Source organism: Cupriavidus sp. PET2-C1, from assembly GCF_054515855.1.
This window is the reverse complement of sequence record NZ_CM137260.1, coordinates 768384-786356: the sequence shown is the minus strand read 5'-3', so window position 1 is coordinate 786356 and position 17973 is coordinate 768384. Positions and strand designations below refer to the sequence as shown.

15 protein-coding genes are annotated in these 17973 nt (G+C 68.0%); 9 read left to right on the top strand and 6 right to left on the bottom strand.

Annotated elements, in window-relative coordinates:
• Positions 1-452: 452 nt before the first annotated feature.
• The 3 genes from ACX12D_RS23500 to ACX12D_RS23490 all read left to right on the top strand — a co-directional run bounded on the left by ACX12D_RS23500 (position 453) and on the right by ACX12D_RS23490 (position 4591).
• Positions 453-1115: a response regulator gene (locus ACX12D_RS23500; protein ID WP_459375876.1), complete on the top strand. Its 663-nt coding sequence runs from the start codon at positions 453-455 to the stop codon at positions 1113-1115.
• 3 nt (positions 1116-1118) lie between these two features.
• Entirely contained in the window at positions 1119-2930 is a 1812-nt protein-coding gene (locus tag ACX12D_RS23495) for an ATP-binding response regulator (RefSeq protein ID WP_459375875.1), read from the top strand.
• A gap of 209 nt (positions 2931-3139) precedes the next feature.
• The gene (locus tag ACX12D_RS23490) at positions 3140-4591 is read left to right on the top strand and encodes an aldehyde dehydrogenase family protein (protein WP_459375874.1); all 1452 of its coding nucleotides are present in this window, start codon (positions 3140-3142) and stop codon (positions 4589-4591) included.
• Positions 4592-4656: 65 nt separating this feature from the next.
• On the opposite strand, the gene ACX12D_RS23485 is transcribed toward ACX12D_RS23490, so the two are convergent.
• Together ACX12D_RS23485 and ACX12D_RS23480 are read right to left on the bottom strand one after the other, a co-directional pair.
• A complete protein-coding gene (locus ACX12D_RS23485; RefSeq protein ID WP_459375873.1) occupies positions 4657-5289 on the bottom strand; it encodes a CDP-alcohol phosphatidyltransferase family protein in 633 nt (210 codons plus the stop codon).
• Between the two features lie 43 nt (positions 5290-5332).
• Positions 5333-5956 carry an HAD family hydrolase gene (locus tag ACX12D_RS23480; RefSeq protein WP_459375872.1) on the bottom strand — a complete coding sequence of 208 codons (624 nt, stop codon included), beginning with the start codon at positions 5954-5956 and terminating at the stop codon, positions 5333-5335.
• Positions 5957-6118: 162 nt separating this feature from the next.
• On the opposite strand from ACX12D_RS23480, the gene ACX12D_RS23475 reads away from it, so the two are divergent.
• The 3 genes from ACX12D_RS23475 (at position 6119) to rrtA (ending at position 11502) form a co-directional block, all read left to right on the top strand.
• Entirely contained in the window at positions 6119-8293 is a 2175-nt protein-coding gene (locus tag ACX12D_RS23475; protein WP_459375871.1) for an ExeM/NucH family extracellular endonuclease, read from the top strand.
• A 124-nt stretch (positions 8294-8417) separates the two neighbouring features.
• On the top strand, positions 8418-10901 hold the full coding sequence (locus ACX12D_RS23470) for an ExeM/NucH family extracellular endonuclease (RefSeq protein WP_459375870.1): 2484 nt from the start codon (positions 8418-8420) through the stop codon (positions 10899-10901).
• Between the two features lie 13 nt (positions 10902-10914).
• A complete protein-coding gene (gene rrtA, locus ACX12D_RS23465) occupies positions 10915-11502 on the top strand; it encodes a rhombosortase (protein ID WP_459375868.1) in 588 nt (195 codons plus the stop codon).
• Here the strand turns inward: rrtA and ACX12D_RS23460 are convergent.
• Entirely contained in the window at positions 11477-11941 is a 465-nt protein-coding gene (locus ACX12D_RS23460) for a DUF2127 domain-containing protein (protein WP_459375867.1), read from the bottom strand. The two genes, rrtA and ACX12D_RS23460, sit on opposite strands and share 26 nt — an antisense overlap.
• Before the next feature lie 127 nt (positions 11942-12068).
• Here ACX12D_RS23460 and ACX12D_RS23455 point away from each other — a divergent pair, with 127 nt between their 5' ends.
• Complete coding sequence (locus ACX12D_RS23455) at positions 12069-12296, top strand: DUF3820 family protein (protein WP_441635900.1); 228 nt, start codon at positions 12069-12071, stop codon at positions 12294-12296.
• Positions 12297-12317: 21 nt separating this feature from the next.
• Here ACX12D_RS23455 and ACX12D_RS23450 read toward each other — a convergent pair whose 3' ends face one another.
• Both ACX12D_RS23450 and ACX12D_RS23445 read right to left on the bottom strand, forming a co-directional pair.
• Entirely contained in the window at positions 12318-13811 is a 1494-nt protein-coding gene (locus tag ACX12D_RS23450) for a fumarate hydratase (protein WP_459375866.1), read from the bottom strand.
• Positions 13812-13942: 131 nt separating this feature from the next.
• Positions 13943-14671, bottom strand: coding sequence for a GntR family transcriptional regulator (locus ACX12D_RS23445; RefSeq protein ID WP_459375864.1), 729 nt, complete (start codon positions 14669-14671; stop codon positions 13943-13945).
• Positions 14672-14888: 217 nt separating this feature from the next.
• On the opposite strand from ACX12D_RS23445, the gene ACX12D_RS23440 reads away from it, so the two are divergent.
• The gene (locus tag ACX12D_RS23440) at positions 14889-15860 is read left to right on the top strand and encodes a tripartite tricarboxylate transporter substrate-binding protein (protein WP_459375863.1); all 972 of its coding nucleotides are present in this window, start codon (positions 14889-14891) and stop codon (positions 15858-15860) included.
• 102 nt (positions 15861-15962) lie between these two features.
• Complete coding sequence (locus ACX12D_RS23435) at positions 15963-16673, top strand: GntR family transcriptional regulator (protein ID WP_459375862.1); 711 nt, start codon at positions 15963-15965, stop codon at positions 16671-16673.
• A 5-nt stretch (positions 16674-16678) separates the two neighbouring features.
• Here the strand turns inward: ACX12D_RS23435 and ACX12D_RS23430 are convergent, their stop codons facing one another.
• Positions 16679-17938: an MFS transporter gene (locus ACX12D_RS23430; RefSeq protein WP_441636054.1), complete on the bottom strand. Its 1260-nt coding sequence runs from the start codon at positions 17936-17938 to the stop codon at positions 16679-16681.
• Positions 17939-17973: the final 35 nt, after the last annotated feature.

Genomic DNA, 17973 nt, shown 5'->3' with positions numbered 1-17973 from the left:
CTGCAACAGGTTGCACCCCGTGGCGGCCAGCCCTTACGGCGGCGCCAAACCGCGAGCCAAAAAAAACCCACTGCCGGGTGGTAGTGGGTAACAAAAGTGGTATGGGCGAGTCGCGGAAATCACCCATGCGTGCATGGTGACACCGGACGTCAGCGAACAACATAATCCTTCTGGACTAGTACCCATCCCTGCGCCAGGCCGTCGGCGCCGGCATGCGGCAGATCATTTCCCGCTAGCGCTGGCGCACAGGCGATCTGCGGGGCGGCACCGTGCCAGACGCCGCTGCGCCCTAACCATCCTTTCCCCTCTTTAGTGGGGAAATAGACAAGCCCACCATAATCGAGTCCAATTCGCCCTGGCGCTCGCTTCGACCTGGGCGCAGCGCGTCACATTTTGCTCCACTTGTTCCAGCGGCCGCAGCCTGCGCGCCGTGCGCCGGCCAACCCCAACCCATGCTCAACGCCCACCTGCTGCTGATCGACGACCACACCCTGTTCCGCACCGGCCTGCGCCTGGTGCTGGCAGACAGCCCAAGCGTGGCGAGCATCATCGAGGCGGGCTCCGTCATGGGCGCGGTGGAGGAACACCGCGCCGCCAGCGTGGATATCATCCTGCTGGATATCCAGATGCCCGGCCTCAACGGCATCGAGGGCATCAAGGTGTTGCGCCGCCACTTCGGCGCAGCGCGCATCCTGATCGTGTCCGGCACCTCCGGGCTGGAAACCATTCCCGCCGCCGCGCGCAAGGAGATTGCCGGCTTCCTGCCGAAATCCGCGAGCAGCGTCGAGATCGAAGACGCCATCGCCGCTTGCCTGCGGGGTGGCACGTACTTCAAAGCCGACCCCGCCGGCGCCGACTGCGGCAACCCGGATGGCCATGCCAGCGCCGACGCGTACCAGGGCTACCAGGCCAGCTCGCTCACGCCGCGCCAGCTCGAGGTGCTGGACCAGCTCAGCCAGGGCCGCTCCAACAAGATCATTGCCCATCATCTGGGACTCTCGGAGAACACCGTGCGCGTCCACGTGGCGGCCATCCTCGATTACCTGGGCGTGGTCAGCCGCGTCGAGGCGGTGCTGGAGGCCCAGCGCCGCGGCCTGGTGCAGATGGGCAGGTAAGCCATGGCGTCTCTCTTCCCTCGCTTCGATGAACCGCGGCTGCTGGCCGCGCAAATGGAACTGATCGACCAGAGCTTCGGGATTGCCATGCTGGGCTGCGCGCTGGCGGCGTTCATCCTGGCCCTCGGGCTGGTCCTCGGCGGTGGGCATCCGGGTGCGTTGCCTTGGGCGCTGACGATGGGGCTGGCCTGCGCCGCCGGGCATTTCGGGCGGCGCCTGATGCCCGAGCGCACGGCCGAAGCCCATGCCGGGCGCTACGCGCGCAGCATGACGCTGCTGCTGACGCTGATCGGCGCGCTCTGGGGGCTGGCGGCATGGCTTTACATGGATGTGAAGACGCCCGCGGCGGTGATCTGCATCCTGTCGCTGATCGCGGGCATGAGCGCGGCCGCGCTGGCGGTGTTCTCTGCCTGCCTGCCGGTTGCCGTGGGGTTCTTCATCCCGGCCATCGTGCCGGTCTGGGCGGTCTTTATCGCCACCGGCGACGTCGCCTACCTGCCCATGTTCCTCGGCGCGCCGCTTTATCTCATGGTGCTGATGATCTTTGCGCGCAACTATGCGCGCGTGGCACGGCACGGCATTGCACTGCGCTTTGCCAATGTGGAACTGATCTCGCAGTTGCGCGAGCAGACAGCCCGCGCGGAATATGCCCAACGCGAGGCCGAGGAAGCCAACCGCGCCAAATCCGTGTTCCTCGCCTCGGCCAGCCACGACCTGCGCCAGCCCCTGCATGCGCTCGGCTTGTTCGTGGTCACGCTGGGCCGCTCCGACCTCACCGACAAGCAGCGCCAGTTGCTCACGCACATCGAGGCTGCCTCCGGAGCCGCGCGCGAAATGCTCAACACGCTGCTGGACTTCTCCAAGGTGGACGCCGGCGTGATCACCGCCCGGCCGCGCGCCTTCCGCCTGCAGCCCTTGCTCTACAAGCTGGAGAACGAGTTTGCGCCGCAGGCCGACGGCCGCGGCCTGTTCTACCGGACCCGGGATACCACCGCCACGGTGTTCGCCGACCCGACGCTGGTCGAACTGATCCTGCGCAACCTGATCGCCAATGCCATCCGCTATACCGCCCAGGGCGGCGTGCTGGTGGCGTGCCGCCGCCGGGGCGAGCGCACGATGATCGAGGTCTGGGATACCGGGGTCGGCATTCCCATGACCCAGCATCGCGCGATCTTCAAGGAGTTCCACCAGTTGGGCAATCCGGAGCGGGACCAGCGCAAGGGCCTCGGGCTGGGCCTGGCCATCGTGGAAGGGCTGGCGCGCACCATCTCCACCCGGATCCTGCTGAACTCTCGGCCTGGCCGCGGATCGGTCTTCCGCTTCGCCCTGCCCCTGACCGAGGACCGCGCCGAAACCCCGCCCGCCGGGTTGCATCACAAGCCGAGCCTGAAGGGATTGCGCGTGCTGGTGATCGACGACGACCAGGAAATCCGGGTCGCCATGGCAGCGCTGCTGGAGAGCTGGCAATCGGTGTGCCTGGCCGTGGAGTCCGAGGAAGACGCGCTGGCCGCGCTTGGCGCCTTCCGGCCCGACCTGTTGCTGGCCGACTATCGCCTGCGCAGCGAGCGCACCGGCCAGCAAGCCATGATGGCGATCCGCGAGCGGCTAGGACACGCCATTCCCACCGTCATCATCACCGGCGATACCGCCCCGGACCGCCTGCGCAGCGTCCATGCCGGGGGTGCCGCGCTGCTGCACAAGCCAGTTGTGGCGCATCAGTTGCATACAGCCATGACCGCGCTGTTGCGCAATGCCGGCTGGCGACAGGACATCCCCCGGGGCGCCACCGACCGGGCAACACGCCCCGAAGGCTGACGGGCGCGTCTGCCCCCGCTTTCATCCCGTCTTGATTCATGCTTTTTTCGTATTAATCAATCCGTCCTATTAATTGGACTTAGTACCAACGCCCACCCACACTGCATCGTGACAGCAGGCACGGGCGTCACCGGCAAGCCGTATTGCTTCCACTAACGTGCCGCGAGGTTCATCGACCCCAAGTCACCGACCCCAAGCGAGGAGCAATCATGAGCACGCAGCCCCAACTGCCAAGACACGACCTGCTGATCGACGGCAAGCGCCTGCCACCCGGCACCGGGGAGTATTCCACCGATATCAATCCGGCCACCGAGCTCCCGATCGCCCTGGTCGCGCAGGGCAGCGCGGCCGACGTCGACCTGGCCGTGACCGCCGCGCGCGCCGCGCTCAAGGTCTGGTGCGGCCTGCGCGCGGCCGAGCGTGGCCGCATCCTGTACCGCTTTGCCGACCTGCTGGAAGCGAACCAGGAAGAGCTGATCGCGCTGGAAAGCCTGGATGCCGGCAAGCCGCTGGCCGCCGTACGGCGCCAGGACATGCCGGCGGTGATCGACACCGTGCGCTATTACGCAGGCTGGGCCGACAAGATCAACGGCCAAGTGGTGCCCACCCGCCCCGGCGCGCTGACCTACACCGTGCGCGAGCCGGTGGGCGTGGTCGCCGCCATCGTGCCGTGGAATTTCCCGCTGATGATCGGCATGTGGAAGATCGCCCCTGCGCTGGCCTGCGGCTGCACCCTCATCGTCAAACCCGCCGAGATCACGCCGCTGACCGCGCTGCGCGTGGGCGAGCTGGCACTGCAGGCCGGGTTGCCGCCCGGCGTGCTCAATATTGTCACCGGCAAGGGCAGCGTCGTGGGCAACGCGCTGGTAGCCCATCCCGGCATCGACAAGGTGACGTTCACCGGCTCGCCCGGCGTGGGGCGCGGCATCATGCAAGGCGCCGCCGCCAATTTCAAGCGCGTCACGCTGGAGCTCGGCGGCAAGTCCGCCAACCTGATCTTCGCCGACGCCAACGTGGATGCCGCGGTGCGCGCCGCCGCCTCCGGCATCTTCTTCAATGCGGGGCAGGTCTGCTCGGCCGGCTCGCGCATCCTGGCGCAGCGCGAGGTCTATGACGAAGTGGTGGAAAAACTGGCGGCGCGCGCCGCCTCGATCCGCGTGGGAGATCCCGCCGCGCCGGACACCACCATGGGGCCGCTGGTGTCGTCCGCGCAGATGAAGACCGTGCTGGACTATGTGGATATCGGCAAGCGCGAAGGCGCCATCGCCGTGACCGGTGGCGAGCGCGTGGGCGGCAAGGGCTACTACGTGCAGCCCACCGTATTCGCCAACGTCGAGCACGAGATGCGGGTCTCGCAGGAGGAAATCTTCGGACCGGTTGCCAGCGTGATCCGCTTCGAGGATGAAGCCGACGCCGTGCGCATCGCCAACGGCACCGCGTTCAGCCTGGCGGCGGGCGTGTGGAGCGCCGACATCGGCCGCGTGCACCAGGTGGCGGCCGAGCTCAAGGCCGGCACGGTGTGGATCAACACCTACGGCCACACCGACGTGCGCCTGCCCTGGGGCGGGGCCGGCGACTCGGGGCTGGGCCGGGAGCATGGCGACGCTGCCATCGACAACTTCACCGAGCCCAAGGCGATCTGGCTGTCGCTGCGGCAATAGCGGCCAGCCTGCGGCGCGGGCGCGGAGCCGGGAGAGGTAGCCGCCCCGCCCGGCTATGCGCGGGGCTACATCTTCGGGATGCGCAAGGTCTTGCTGATCATCAGCGAGCCGGAGAGCACGAACAGCAGTGCGAGCGGATGCAGGTCCGCAGGGCCGATCGACCACACGCCGCCGTAGAGCGCATCGCCCACCCGGCCCTGCCACGCGCAAAGGGCCAGCACGGCAGTCAGCAGCACGCTGGTGGGGATCGGCGTGCCCTCGAAATACGCCACCTTGTCGCTCCCCTCGGACAAGGTCTCGGCGGTGACATTGAAGCGTGCCAGCCGGCTCACGCCGCAGCAGACGAAGTAGATCAGCGCCGCCATGTCCCAGCCGCCGCGCATGCCCGCGGCAAACGCCAGCGTGGCCGGGCCAACCCCGAAGGAAATGATGTCGGCGAGCGAGTCCAGCTCGCGGCCCAGCGCGGAATGCTGGTGGCGCCAGCGCGCGATGCGCCCGTCCAGCACGTCGAAAATGAAGGCCGCGGGCGCCAGCGCCGCCGCCGCCATGAAATGCGCTGGCGAGCCCGAAGCGATGTAGAACATGGCGAAAAACACCGATGCCATGCCGCAGGCGGCGTTGCCCAGTGTGAACAGATCGGCAAGATGCAACTCGCGGATCATGGAGAAATGCTTGGGACGTTCTGGTGTGGATGCCATGACGGCGGGCTCCTGAATCCTCTGGCTAATCTGGCTAGTCTGGCTAGAAATGCAATCCCGCTGCGCGCAGTGCGCCTGCGGTCTGCGCGGCGCTGACGTGATGCACGGCCTGCCAGCCCAGCGCCGTTGCCGCAGCCACATTGGCCGCGTTGTCATCGATGAACAGCAGCTCACCTGGTGCGATGCCCGGCAGGCTGGCATCGATGCGCGCCTGCATGAGCCGGTAGATGGCCGGGTCTGGCTTGGCCACGCCAACCTCGCCGGACACCAGGATATCGCGGAACCATGACAGGAAATCGCCGATGCGCACGGCATGGGGATAGGTTTCGCTGGACCAGTTGGTCAGGCCGAACAGCGGCACCTGCGCGTCGTGCAGGCGCTGCAGCAGCGCCACGCCCTCGGCCAGCGTACCACGCAGCATCTGCGGCCAGCGCCCATAGAACGCGCGGATCAGGCCGGCCTGTGCGGGATGCTGGGCCACCAGGGACTCGGTAGCCTCGAGCAGCGGCCTGCCGGCATCCTGGCGGATATTCCACGCTGGCGAGCACACCTCCGACAAGAACCGGGCGCGCTCCTGTGGATCCGGAATCAATTCGCGATACAGGTATTCCGGGTTCCAGTCGAACAGCACACCACCAAAATCGAACACTACGGCACGGACAGTCACGGTATCTCGTCAGCTGCGTTGAGGACAAGGCTGCATTCTCGCAGAGTCTGCGCCGCGGCCAATATGAGAATTGGCTCAATCCGCGAGCCGGCCCTGGGTTTTACGCTTGGCATCAGCAGTCCATCCGGACCCACGTTGCGCCGAGACCTTGGAGACCCATCCATGCGCCTGTTCTTGCCAAAGCCTTTCCTGCACGGCTGCCTGCCGCACATCCTGCCGCGCTGGCTGCCACCCTGCCTGGCCTGGCTCTGCTTTGCCTTGCCCGCCCATGCCGACGCGGGCTACCGCGATCAGGCGCGGGCGCTGCTGGCCCCTCCCAGCGTGCAATGCGGCGCGCCGGCCACGCTGATCGCGAACCTGCGGGACGAAAGCGAGGGCACGCCGTCCATCGGGCGAAGGATCGCGCTGGAGGCGGTGGTCACGGCCGACTACTCGGGTGCCGACGGCCTCAGCGGCTTCTTCGTGCAGCAGGCCGACGCCCAGCGCCAGCGTCGTCCAGGCGTGTCGGAGGGCATGTTCGTCCATGCGCCGCGCGCGGCTGCGCGGGCGGGCGATCTGGTGCGCGTGCTCGGCACGGTGGAGGAGCGCGCGGGCCAGATGCGGCTAAGGCTGTCCGGCCCCGCCACGGTGTGCGCGGCGGGCCAGGCGGTCACCCCGGAAACCGTCACGCTGCCCACGCCGCACACGGGCTCGCTGGCGGCCTATGAGGGCATGCTGGTGCGGCTGCCGCAGACGCTCACCGTCAGCGAAACCTTCGAACTCGGCCGCTACGGCAGCGTGGTGCTCAGCCTCGGCCGCCCGCCGCTGCCCACCAACGTGGCCTTGCCCGGGGAAGCCGCCGCCGCACAGGCTGCCGCCAATGCACTCAATCGCCTGGTGCTGGACGACGGCTACAGCCGGCAGAACCCACCGCGCGTCATCCATCCCGCACCGGGCCTGAGCGCATCGAACACACTGCGCGGCGGGGACTCCGTCGCCAATGTGCGGGGCGTGCTGGAATGGCGCGCAAACGCCTGGCGCATCCAGCCGCTCCCCGGCGCGCCGCTGCCGGCGTTCCAGCCCACCAATCCGCGCACCGGCGCGCCGGCGCGCGCCGCCCACACCGATCTGCGCGTGGCGGCGTTCAATGTCGAGAACTACTTCAACGGCGACGGCCGCGGCGCGGGCTTCGATGACCCCGGCAATCGCGGCGCAAAGACGCCTGCCGAGTTCGCCCGCCAGGAAGCCAAGATCCTGAGCGCGTTGCAAGGCCTGAACGCCGACGTGATTGGCCTGATGGAAATCGAAAACAATGGCCATGGCGAGCTGAGCGCCATCCACCGGCTCGCGGACAAGCTCGGTCCGGACTGGCGCTTCATCCATCCTGGCCGGGAGCAACTGGGCGGCGACGTCATCAAGGTCGCCTTGGTCTACAACGCCCGCAAGGTCGAACCCGTTGGCACGCCGGCCACCCTGGCGCTAGGCGTGAGAACCCGCCAGCCGCTGGCCGCCACCTTCCGCCTGCCGGGCCATCCCGCCAAGCTTACGGTGGTGGTGAACCATTTCAAGTCCAAGCGCTGCAACGACGCTCGCGGCGTCAATGCGGACCAGCGCGATGGCCAGAGCTGCTGGAATCCCACGCGCGTGGCGGCGGCCAGCCGCATTGCCGACTGGCTGGCCACCTCGCCCACCGGCGTGCCGGACGATGGCAAGCTGGTGATTGGCGACCTCAACAGCTACGCACAGGAAGACCCGATCCGCCTGCTGGCGGAGCGCGGCTATGCGGACATGATCGCGCGCTTCGCCGAAGCCGGCACCCCATCCTACAGCTATGTCTTTGGCGGCGAGGCCGGCTACATCGACCACGCGCTTGCCGATGCGGGGGCGGCGAGCCGCACCCTCGCGGCGCGCCATTGGCACATCAACGCCGACGAGCCGATTTCCCTGGCCTATGCGCTGGCCCACAAGAGCGAGGCGCAGCAGCAATCCTTCTATGCACCCGACGCCTATCGCTCTTCCGACCACGACCCGCTGGTGGTCGACCTTGCCATGCGCGGCGATGGCGCGGCCACGGACGGCACAGCGGGCACAGCAGGCACAGCAGGCACAGCAGGCACATCAGGCACATCAGGCACATCAGGCGCAGACGGTAGCGCGGGAAGTACCAGCACCGACACTGGCACCAGCGGTGGCACCGGCAGTGGCACCGGCGCGAATGCCAGCAAGGAATCCAACGAGAAAGCGCAAGCCGGCGCTGGCGCCACGGATCCCTGGCTGCTCTGGGCGTTGGCGGGCGCCACGGCGCTCACCGCATGGCACTGGTTTGTGCGCCGCGTCCTGCCGCGCTGGCGGGCGTGAGCCACGTGCTTTTCCGGGGCGGCGGAGGGCGGCGGGCAAATGTATGCCAGCCATTCATGCCCCTGTCACCTGCGCTCAATAGCATCACGGACTTTGCAAAACCCAATCCATCGAGCCGCCCCACATGCGCCTGTCCGTCCTTAGTACCGCCCTGCTTGCCATCGCCCTGCCCGCTCATGCCGACCTGATCATCAGCGAGGTCGTGGAAGGAACCTCCAACAACAAGGCCGTCGAACTGTACAACCCGGATGCTACCGCGATCGACCTGTCGCAATACAAGCTCCAGCAATACAACAACGGCGCCACGGCGCCCACCAGCACCTTCACGCTCAGCGGCATGCTGGCCCCCGGCGCGGTCTACGTGATGGCGCATACCAGCATGGCGGCCACACTCGGCAGCCGCCTGAACCAGGTCATCGCATTCACCTTCAACGGCGACGACGCGCTGGTACTGACGCGCGCGGGCACCGTGATCGACCGCTTCGGGCAGGTCGGCGTGCAGCCTGCCGGCGGCGCCTGGGGCACCGGCACCTCCGTCACCAAGGACAACACCTTGCGCCGCAAGGCCGGGCTGGTCACCGGCGACACCGACAGCACCGGGGCCTTCGATCCGGCGCTGCAGTGGGACGGCTTCGGCACCGACGCCTTCGCCGACCTTGGCTACTACAACAACGCACCGGCGCCATTGCCGCCGGTCACCGCGCAGTGCGGCGCCGCGGCCACGCTGATCGCCGATATCCAGGGCGCCGGCGCCACCTCGCCGCTGGCCGGGCAGACGGTCGACGTGGAGGCGGTGGTGACGGCCGACTATCCCGGCACGGATGGCTTTGGCGGCTTTTTCGTCCAGCAGGCGGATGCCCAGCGCCAGAGCCGTCCTGGCGTGTCCGAGGGACTGTTCGTGTATGCCCCCTCGACCAGTGCCCGTGCCGGCGACCTGGTCCACCTGGTTGGCAAGGTCGAGGAGAAGTTCGGCCAGACGCAGCTGGCGCTTGCCAGCACCGTGGCGGTTTGTGGCAACGGCCAGACCGTCACCCCGGCGGTGGTCAGGCTACCCGCGCAGACCGCGCAATCGCTGGCTGCCTTCGAGGGCATGCTGGTGCGGCTGCCGCAATCCCTCACTGTGAGCGAGACGTATGAACTGGGCCGCTACGGCAGCGTGCTGCTGAGCAACGGCCGCCTGCCGCTGCCCACCAATGTGGCGCTGCCCAAGGCCGGCGCGGCCGCGCAGGCCGCGGCCAACGCACTGAACCGCCTGGTGCTCGACGACGGCTCGAACAAGCAGAACCCGGCGGTCGTGCCTTTCCCCGCGCCGGGCCTGAGCGCGGCCAACACGCTGCGCGGCGGGTACACCGTCAGCAATGTGCAGGGCGTGCTGGAAATGCGCTTTGGCAGCTGGCGCCTGCAGACCGTGCCCGGCGCGCCCGCCCCGGCCTTCCAGGCCACGGCGAACCCGCGCACCAGCGCGCCGGCACGCGCGGCCCAGTCCGATATCCGGGTGGCATCGTTCAACGTGCTGAACTATTTCAACGGCGACGGCAAGGGCGCGGGCTTCGACGACCCGAACAATCGCGGCGCCAAGACGCTGGCGGAGTTCGAGCGCCAGGAAGCCAAGATCGTGGCCGCCCTCAAAGCGCTGAATGCCGATGTCGTTGGCCTGATGGAAATCGAGAACGACGGCTATGGCGAATTCAGCGCCATCCGGCGGCTGGTCGGCAAGCTCGGGTCGGACTGGCGTTTTGTCGACCCGGGCGTGGACAAGCTCGGCGGCGACGCCATCAAGGTCGCCCTGATCTACAACAGCCGCACCGTGGAGCCCGTAGGCGTGCCTGCCACGCTGGCCATCGACGACAAGAACCGCCAGCCGCTGGCCCGCACCTTCCGCCTGCCCGGCCAGACCCGCAAGCTCACGGTGGTGGTCAACCACCTCAAATCCAAGGGCTGCACTGGGTCCACGGGCGCCGACGCCGACCAGGGCGATGGCCAGAGCTGCTGGAATCCGACCCGCCTCGCCGCCGCCGGCAAGATTGCCGACTGGCTTGCCACCTCGCCCACCGGCGTCGCGGATGACGGCAAGCTGCTGATCGGCGACCTCAACAGCTACGCCAAGGAAGACCCGATCCGCCTCTTTGCCGACAAGGGCTACGCCGACATGGTGGCGCGCTTCGTCGGCGCCGACGCCTATAGCTATGTCTTTGGGGGCGAGGCCGGCTACATCGACCACGCGCTGGCCAATGACGCCGCGGCGAGCCGCATCCGCGCGGTCAGCGAGTGGCATATCAATGCGGATGAGCCCATTGCCCTGGAGTACTCGGTGGCCTTCAAGAGCGCGGATCAGCAAACGTCGTTCTACGCACCGGATGCTTACCGTTCGTCCGATCACGACCCGGTGCTGGTAGACGTGGCACTGCGCGACGACAGCCTTGCGCCGGAGGGTGAGCAAGCGGGCACGGGCAACGGCAATGCCGGTGGCGCCACCGCCAGCCAGGGCGGCGACACCGGGACCGGCGCAGCAGACACGTGGATGCTGCTGGTTCTGGCCGGCGCCCTGGCCGCAGCGGCATGGCGCCGCTTTGCCGGCGGCTTTACAGGCGGCGTTGCCCGTCGCTGACATGCACGCTGACATGCTCGCTGACAGGCGGCGCGCCGCCGGCGGGTGGCTGCTGCTGGCGCTGGCGCTGGTCGCGCTCCAGGCTGCGGGGCCTGCGCTGATGCAGGCCCTGCGCTTCGATCGCGAGGCCATGCTCGCGGGTGAAGCATGGCGCCTGCTGAGCTGTCATTTCGTGCATCTCGGCTGGACGCATTGCCTGCTCAACGTGGCGGGGCTGCTGATGCTGGCTGCGCTCCTGCCGGCGCGCATGCGCGCCTGGCACGTGGTGCCGCCATTGGCGGCCATGACAGGATTGCTGCTGCTAGCCGGCGAGCCGGAGCTGCTCCGCTATGCGGGCTTCTCCGGCATCAACTACGGGCTTGCCATGGTCGCCCTGCTGCCCCGGGCCCGCCGCGATGGCCTCGCGGCGATGCTGCTGCTCGCGCTGGCGGCACGCGCGGGCTGGCAGATCCTGGCAGGGCCCGCCGAGGACGCAGGCGCGTGGCTGGGCGGCCCGGTCGTGGCCAGCGCCCATCTGTACGGCCTGGCCGCTGGCGCATTGCTGGCCTGGCCACGCCGGGAGGCGCCTGCGATGGCTAGGCGCCGGCCGGATTGTGCCTGATGCTGTTGGCCAGGTAGACCACGATCAGTACATTGGCGATGGCCAGCCCGACGTGAATCGCGCTGGGATGCACCACCGCCTCGTACAGTTCCACCGGAATGTAGACCGCGCCCGACCATACGCCCAGCCATTTCGCCCACACGCGCTGACGCCACAGGCCGTAGGCCTCCGTGAGGCGCATGGCTGCGTACATCGCGGCGGATCCGCCAATGGCCCACAGGCGCGCGTCGCTCGGATGGGCCATCAGCGACAGGAAGATGGTCGGGTAGCGGCTCCCCGGGTTCAGGTGCAGGCGGGCGACAATGGCCTCGGCCAGCGCCTGCGCGTCCCGGTGCAGCAGCGCAACCAGGCCCAGCCCCGCCAGGATCACCAGCACACCCTTGGCGGCCTCGAACAGGGCGATGCCTTTCAGGCCAGCGCCTGTGCCTTGCTTTGCCATCTTGCTTGTCCTCGTCAGCGATAAGGTCAGGATCGTACCCCGGCGCGGCAGGTGGCGGCAAACCGGGCGCGGCACGCTGGTAACATCCCCCTGCCGGCGCCATCCGAGGCCCGCCTGAGGTTGCTCCATGAATCCCGAACACCTGCCACTCCTGCTCACCCGCACCATGCCCTATGGCAAGTACAAGGGCCGCGCCATCGCCAGCCTGCCGGGCACCTACCTGAACTGGTTCGCGCGCGAAGGCTTTCCGCCGGGCGAGATCGGCCAGCTGCTGGCCCTGATGCACGAACTCGACCACAATGGCCTGACCAGCCTGCTGGATCCGCTGCGCGGGCGCTATCGGCCCCAGGCGTAGCTCCCCGGAGCGCTGCGGGCCTCAGCCCGCGACGATCCGATGAATCGACCGCCCTGTGGCATCCACTGCCACCGTGGCAGGCATGTCCTCCACTTCGAACTCATAGATGGCCTCCATCCCCAGCTCCGCGAAGGCCAGCACGCGTGCCTTGCGGATCGCCCGGGAGATCAGGTAGGCCGCGCCACCCACCGCGATCAGGTAGGCCGCGCCGTGGCGGCGGATGGCCTCGATGGCCACTGGCCCGCGCTCGGCCTTGCCGATCATCACCAGCAAGCCCGTCTGCTCCAGCAACTGCGGCACGAACTTGTCCATGCGCGTGGCCGTGGTAGGCCCTGCCGGGCCTACCGCTTCGTCGCCCACGGCGTCGACCGGCCCCACATAGTAGATCGCGCGATTGCGCAGCGGCACCGGCAGGGGCTCGCCCGCATCCAGCATGGCGACCAGCCGTTTGTGCGCGGCATCGCGCGCCGTCAGCAGGCGGCCGCGCAGCCGCAAGGTCTCGCCAACCTGCCATTGCGCCACCTCGGCGGCATCCAGATTGTCCAGGTCGACCACGCGGCCGGGCTTGGCGGTCAACGCGCCGGGAATGCCATCCCAGGTGCCGGCAGGCGGTGGCTCCAGCCGCGCGGGGCCGGAGCCATCCAGCTCCACCGTGACAAAACGCGTGGCCGCGCAATTGGGAATCAGCGCCACCGGCAGCGTCGCAGCGTGACACGGCAGCGCGGCTACCTTGACATCCAGCACGGTGGCCAGCCCGCCCAGCCCCTGCGCACCGATGCCGAGCGCGTTGATGCGCTCGAACAGTTCCAGCCGCAGCCGCTCGGTGTCGTTCGCGGGCCCCTTGTCGCGCAGCGCATGGATGTCGATGGGGCTGAACAACGCGCGCTTGGCCGCGAGCATGGCCTGCTCCGGCGTGCCGCCCACCCCAACGCCAAGCACACCGGGCGGGCACCAGCCGGCGCCCATCTGCGGGATGGCGGCGAGGATCCAGTCGACCAGCGAATCGCTTGGGTTGAGCGTGGCGAACTTCGCCTTCACGTCGCCGCCGCCGCCCTTGGCCACCACCGTCATCTTGATGGTGTTGCCGGGCACCAGTTCCAGTTGCAGGAAGCCCGGGGTGTTGTCGCCGGTGTTGCGCCGCTCCCCCAGGGCCGAGCCAACCATGGTGGCGCGCAGCGGATTGGCGCTGTGCGTGTAGCCCCGGCGCACGGCGGCGTCCACCATCTGCTGCACGGACAGCTTTGCTGCGCCATCGCGCGCCGCAAAGCGCACGTCCATGCCCACGGTCATGAAAACCTGCGCCACGCCGGTGTCCTGGCAGATCGGCCGGTGCGCCTCGGCGCTCATGCGGCTGTTCACCAGCAACTGCTCGATGGCATCGCGCGCCGCGCCAGCGGGTTCGGCGGCAAAGGCGCGCTTGAGCGCCTGCACGAAATCGGCGGGATGGTAGTAGCTGACGTACTGCAGCGCGTCGGCAATGGTGTCGACGACGTCTTCCTGGAAGATCACGGTCATGGCGGGGTGGGCGCAGCAGGCGGACCAGCGGCTGCGCGAATCAATTATGTCTATACATAATGACACGCCCCGCCACCGGAAAGCAATCCCTTGACTCCCCGTCGCCAGACGAGTTGCGGACCGGCGAAGGCTCAGCCCTGACGCTGCAGTACCGTCGAATACGTGAAGCGATCGGCCGGATGCAAGCTCACCACCACTTCGAACAACCGGTCCGACTGGTCGAAATACTGCCGCACGAATTCCAACGCATGGGCATCGGGCGCGGTGCCCAGCACGTCCGCGAGCGCGGCGGGCACGCCCACCGCGCGCACGGTCTGGCGCACTTCCTTGACCAGGCGCCCGGTGGTCTTGCCGACCATCTCGCTGATCAGGCTGGGATCCGTCTTGAGCAGCTTGCGGATCTTGCTGCCGTCGGCCGCCATCACGTAGATATCGGACCACGATAACGGGTGGGCTGGCGCCTCGGGGTTGGTGCGGGAGGTTTCGATGTGCAGCCAGCGCGAGCCCGGCGGGCAGCCCAGCCGGGTGGCCAGCTCGATGTCCAGCACGATCTCGCGCGCGCCGTGGATCACGCGCTGCGTGGCGGCGCCGTACTGCACCAGTTCATCGATGGTGGAGAGCTTGGGCGTGTACTCGCTGCTGCGCGGCGCGGCGGCTTCCACCCGGGTGCCGGCGCGCTTTTTACGCGAGACCAGGCCTAGCTCCTGGATGCGCATCAGCGCCACCCGCACGGTGCCCCGGCTGACGCCGTGCTGCTCGGCCAGCTCCAGTTCGCCCGGCAGGCTTGACCCGACCGGATAGACCCCGCTCGTGATGTCGTGAATCAGTGCCTTGGTCAACTCGGCGTGGCGTGGCTCCATGGGTTCCCTGAATGATCAATCGATGTGCCTGAGGCGTAGCAGATGCTAGCGCCTGGCGGCCCGCAAGCCAAGCGTAAAGGGTAAACGAGATGCGGATCCGGCTTGACGGTCGAGGGCCACATTCCTAGAATATGTTTGAACATATTTCTTAAATGTACATATACGCAGTACCGATCATCTCAGAACAACCGATACCACCTCGATGATGGAGACAACAATGACCAAGCAACTGGCCGCCGCCCTGGCGCTGCTAGCCCTGTCCACCAGCGCGCTGGCGCAAAGCTACCCCGCCCGCCCGGTCACGTGGATCGTGCCCTTCGCGGCCGGCGGCCCCACCGACGCGCTTGCCCGCAATATCGCGGACCGCGTGGGGCGCGATCTGGGCCAGCCGGTGCTGATCGAGAACCAGGCCGGCGCCGGCGGCACCATCGGCGCGGGCAAGGCGGCAAAGGCCGCGCCTGATGGCTACACCTTCCTGGTCGGGCATATGGGCTATATGGCGGCGGCGCCGTCGCTGTACAAGAAGCTGACCTATGACCCGGTCAAGGACTTCGAGGGCGTGTTCCGCTTCCCCGATACGCCGCTGGTGCTGCTGGTCGGCGCGAACTCCAAGTTCAAGACCGTGCAGGACCTGGTCGCCTTTGCCAGCGCCAATCCGGGCAAGCTCAACTTCGGCAACGCGGGCGTGGGTTCCACCTCGCATCTGGTCGCCGCCATGTTCGCCCAGCAGGCCAGGATCAAGGTGACCCCGGTGTCGTACAAAGGCGCCGGCCCGGCCCTGACCGATGTCATGGGCGGGCAGGTGGATGGCATGTTCGACCAGACCAACACCGCCCTGCCGCAAGTCAAGGGCGGCAAGGTCGTCGCCATCGCGCAGACGGCGAAGCAGCGTGTGCCGCAGTTCCCCAACGTGCCCACCGTGGCGGAAACCGTGGTGCCGACCTTCGAGGCATCCACCTGGTACGGCCTGTATGCGCCGAAGGGCACGCCCAAGGACGTCATCGCCCGCAACTACGCCGCGTTCGCCAAGGCCATCGCCGACCCGGAGTTTGCGAAGAAGCTGGCCGACCAGGGCATCCAGCTGCTGCCGGACGCCGCCTACAAACCCGCCGCGCTGAACCACCACACCGCAGCCGAAGTGGCCAAGTGGAAGGCCGTGATCAGCACGGCGGACATCAAGCTGGATTAGGCATGCGGCATTGGCCCGGCACCTCGGGCCGCGCCTGCTTTTGGTAGTACGATATCGCCCTTGCACGCGTTGCCGTGTTGTCGGGAGAGAGTTTTGCCATCAGTGGATCGCCGTAGCGCCGGCACATCGCGCGCCCGGGCCAGGACCGAAGAACCATCGCAGAATGAGCTGGCCTACAACGGCCTGCGGGAGCGGCTGACCACACTGGTCTACCGCCCCGGCGAGCACCTCAACATCTCCACCCTGGTCGACGATCTTGACCTCGGCCGCACGCCCATCAACCAGGCGCTGCACCGGCTGGCCAACGAAGGGCTGGTCCAGATCCTGCCACGCAAGGGCGTGGTGGTCTCGCCACTGTCCATCGACGATGCGCTGCACCTGATCGACGTGCGCCTGGCCAACGAAACGCTGTGCGCCAGGCTGGCTGCCGAGCGCATCACCGCCGCCGGCCTGCGCAAGCTCGAAAGCCTGCTGAGCCAGGTGGAAGACGCCGTGGCGCAGCGCAACCTGCCCGAGGTGACCAACCTGGACCGCCTGTTCCACGAGGAAATCGCGCAGGTCTCGGGCAACCCGATCCTCATCGAGATCCTCAAGGTGCTGCACGCGCGCTCACAGCGCTTCTGGGCCATTTCGCTGTCGTCCGAAGGGCACCTGGCCGAGGTCGGCGCCGAGCACCGGGCCATCCTGAAGGCGCTGCGCGACGGCGACGGCGCGGCAGCGGCCAGCGCGGTCACGGCCCATGTGCTTTCCTTTCGCCAGGCGCTGCTGCAAGGCCGCCGCGAAACGGTCTTCGCGACGGCGCTCGAGGGCTAGCCGGATCAGCTTTCGAGCGGCTTCTTCGCGGTTTCCCGCGCCACCAGCAGCGCCGCCAGCGTCAGCGCCACGGCGGCGCTGACATACAGCGAGATCGCCAGCGTCGAGCCATACGACTTGTAAAGGCTGGCGATGATCAGCGGCGCAAAGCCGCCGCCCACGATGCCCGCCAGCGTATAGGCCAGCGAGGACCCGGCGTAGCGCACCCGCGTGGGGAACTGCTCGGTCACGAAGGCCGCCTGCGGGCCGTACATCATGGCGTGGATGATCAGCCCGACCACCACCGCGGCGCAGATCTGCAGCGGCTGCGCGCTGTCCATCAGGCGGAAGAACACAAAGGCCCACACCACGGCCAGCAAGGCCCCGGCTATGTACACCGGGCGGCGGCCGAGCTTGTCCGACAGGCTACCGAACAAGGGCACCGCGATGGCGTTGCACGCCGCGCCGATCATGGTCGCGGTCAGCGCCAGCGGCCGGGACAGGTGCAGCACGCTGGTCACGTAGGTCAGCGTGAAGACCACCACCAGCGCATAGAGCACGTCGGAGCCGATGCGCACGCCGCCGGCCACCAGCAGGCGCCGCCAGTGATCCACGAACACTTCCTTGATCGGCGTCTTGGCCGTGCTCTTGCGCGCTTCCATCTCCTTGAACAGCGGGGTTTCCTCAACGCCCTTGCGCAGCCACAGCCCGAACAGCACCAGCAGCACGCTCGACAGGAACGGAATACGCCAGCCCCACGCTTGGAAATCCTCCGGGCTCAGCCACAGCGATACCACGGCGATAAAGCCGGTGCCCAGCAGCGTGCCGCACGACGGCCCCACCTGCGTGAACGACGCATTGCGCCCGCGCTGGTGCTGCGCGCCGTGCTCCATCGACAGCAAGACCGCGCCAGCCCATTCGCCGCCGATCGCCGCCCCTTGCAGGAAGCGCAGCGCCACCAGCAGGATCGGGCTCCAGATGCCCCACGACATGTAAGTGGGCAGCAAGCCCATCAGCCCCGTGGCCACCCCCATCAGGATCAGCGTGGCGACCAGCACGAAGCGCCGGCCGAGCTTGTCGCCCAGATGCCCGAACAGCACGCCGCCAAGCGGGCGCGAGACATAGCCCACCGCATAGGTGGAAAACGCCAGGATCGTGCCCGTGAGCGGATCGAACGAGGGGAAGAAAACCGCGTTGAACACCAGCGCGGCCATCAGGTTGTAGACGGTGAAGTCGTACCACTCCAACGTGGTGCCGATGGTGCTGGCCGCAGCCAGCCGGCCCATCCTGGGCTTGGCGGCTTGAGTGGCTTGAGGGGCGT

Coding starts and splice junctions, on each gene's coding strand:
- ACX12D_RS23500 (WP_459375876.1), top strand. CDS start 453: ATGCTCAACGCCCACCTGCTGCTGATCGACGACCACACCCTGTTCCGC.
- ACX12D_RS23495 (WP_459375875.1), top strand. CDS start 1,119: ATGGCGTCTCTCTTCCCTCGCTTCGATGAACCGCGGCTGCTGGCCGCG.
- ACX12D_RS23490 (WP_459375874.1), top strand. CDS start 3,140: ATGAGCACGCAGCCCCAACTGCCAAGACACGACCTGCTGATCGACGGC.
- ACX12D_RS23485 (WP_459375873.1), bottom strand. CDS start 5,289: ATGGCATCCACACCAGAACGTCCCAAGCATTTCTCCATGATCCGCGAG.
- ACX12D_RS23475 (WP_459375871.1), top strand. CDS start 6,119: ATGCGCCTGTTCTTGCCAAAGCCTTTCCTGCACGGCTGCCTGCCGCAC.
- ACX12D_RS23470 (WP_459375870.1), top strand. CDS start 8,418: ATGCGCCTGTCCGTCCTTAGTACCGCCCTGCTTGCCATCGCCCTGCCC.
- rrtA (WP_459375868.1), top strand. CDS start 10,915: ATGCTCGCTGACAGGCGGCGCGCCGCCGGCGGGTGGCTGCTGCTGGCG.
- ACX12D_RS23460 (WP_459375867.1), bottom strand. CDS start 11,941: ATGGCAAAGCAAGGCACAGGCGCTGGCCTGAAAGGCATCGCCCTGTTC.
- ACX12D_RS23455 (WP_441635900.1), top strand. CDS start 12,069: ATGAATCCCGAACACCTGCCACTCCTGCTCACCCGCACCATGCCCTAT.
- ACX12D_RS23450 (WP_459375866.1), bottom strand. CDS start 13,811: ATGACCGTGATCTTCCAGGAAGACGTCGTCGACACCATTGCCGACGCG.
- ACX12D_RS23445 (WP_459375864.1), bottom strand. CDS start 14,671: ATGGAGCCACGCCACGCCGAGTTGACCAAGGCACTGATTCACGACATC.
- ACX12D_RS23440 (WP_459375863.1), top strand. CDS start 14,889: ATGACCAAGCAACTGGCCGCCGCCCTGGCGCTGCTAGCCCTGTCCACC.
- ACX12D_RS23430 (WP_441636054.1), bottom strand. CDS start 17,938: ATGGGCCGGCTGGCTGCGGCCAGCACCATCGGCACCACGTTGGAGTGG.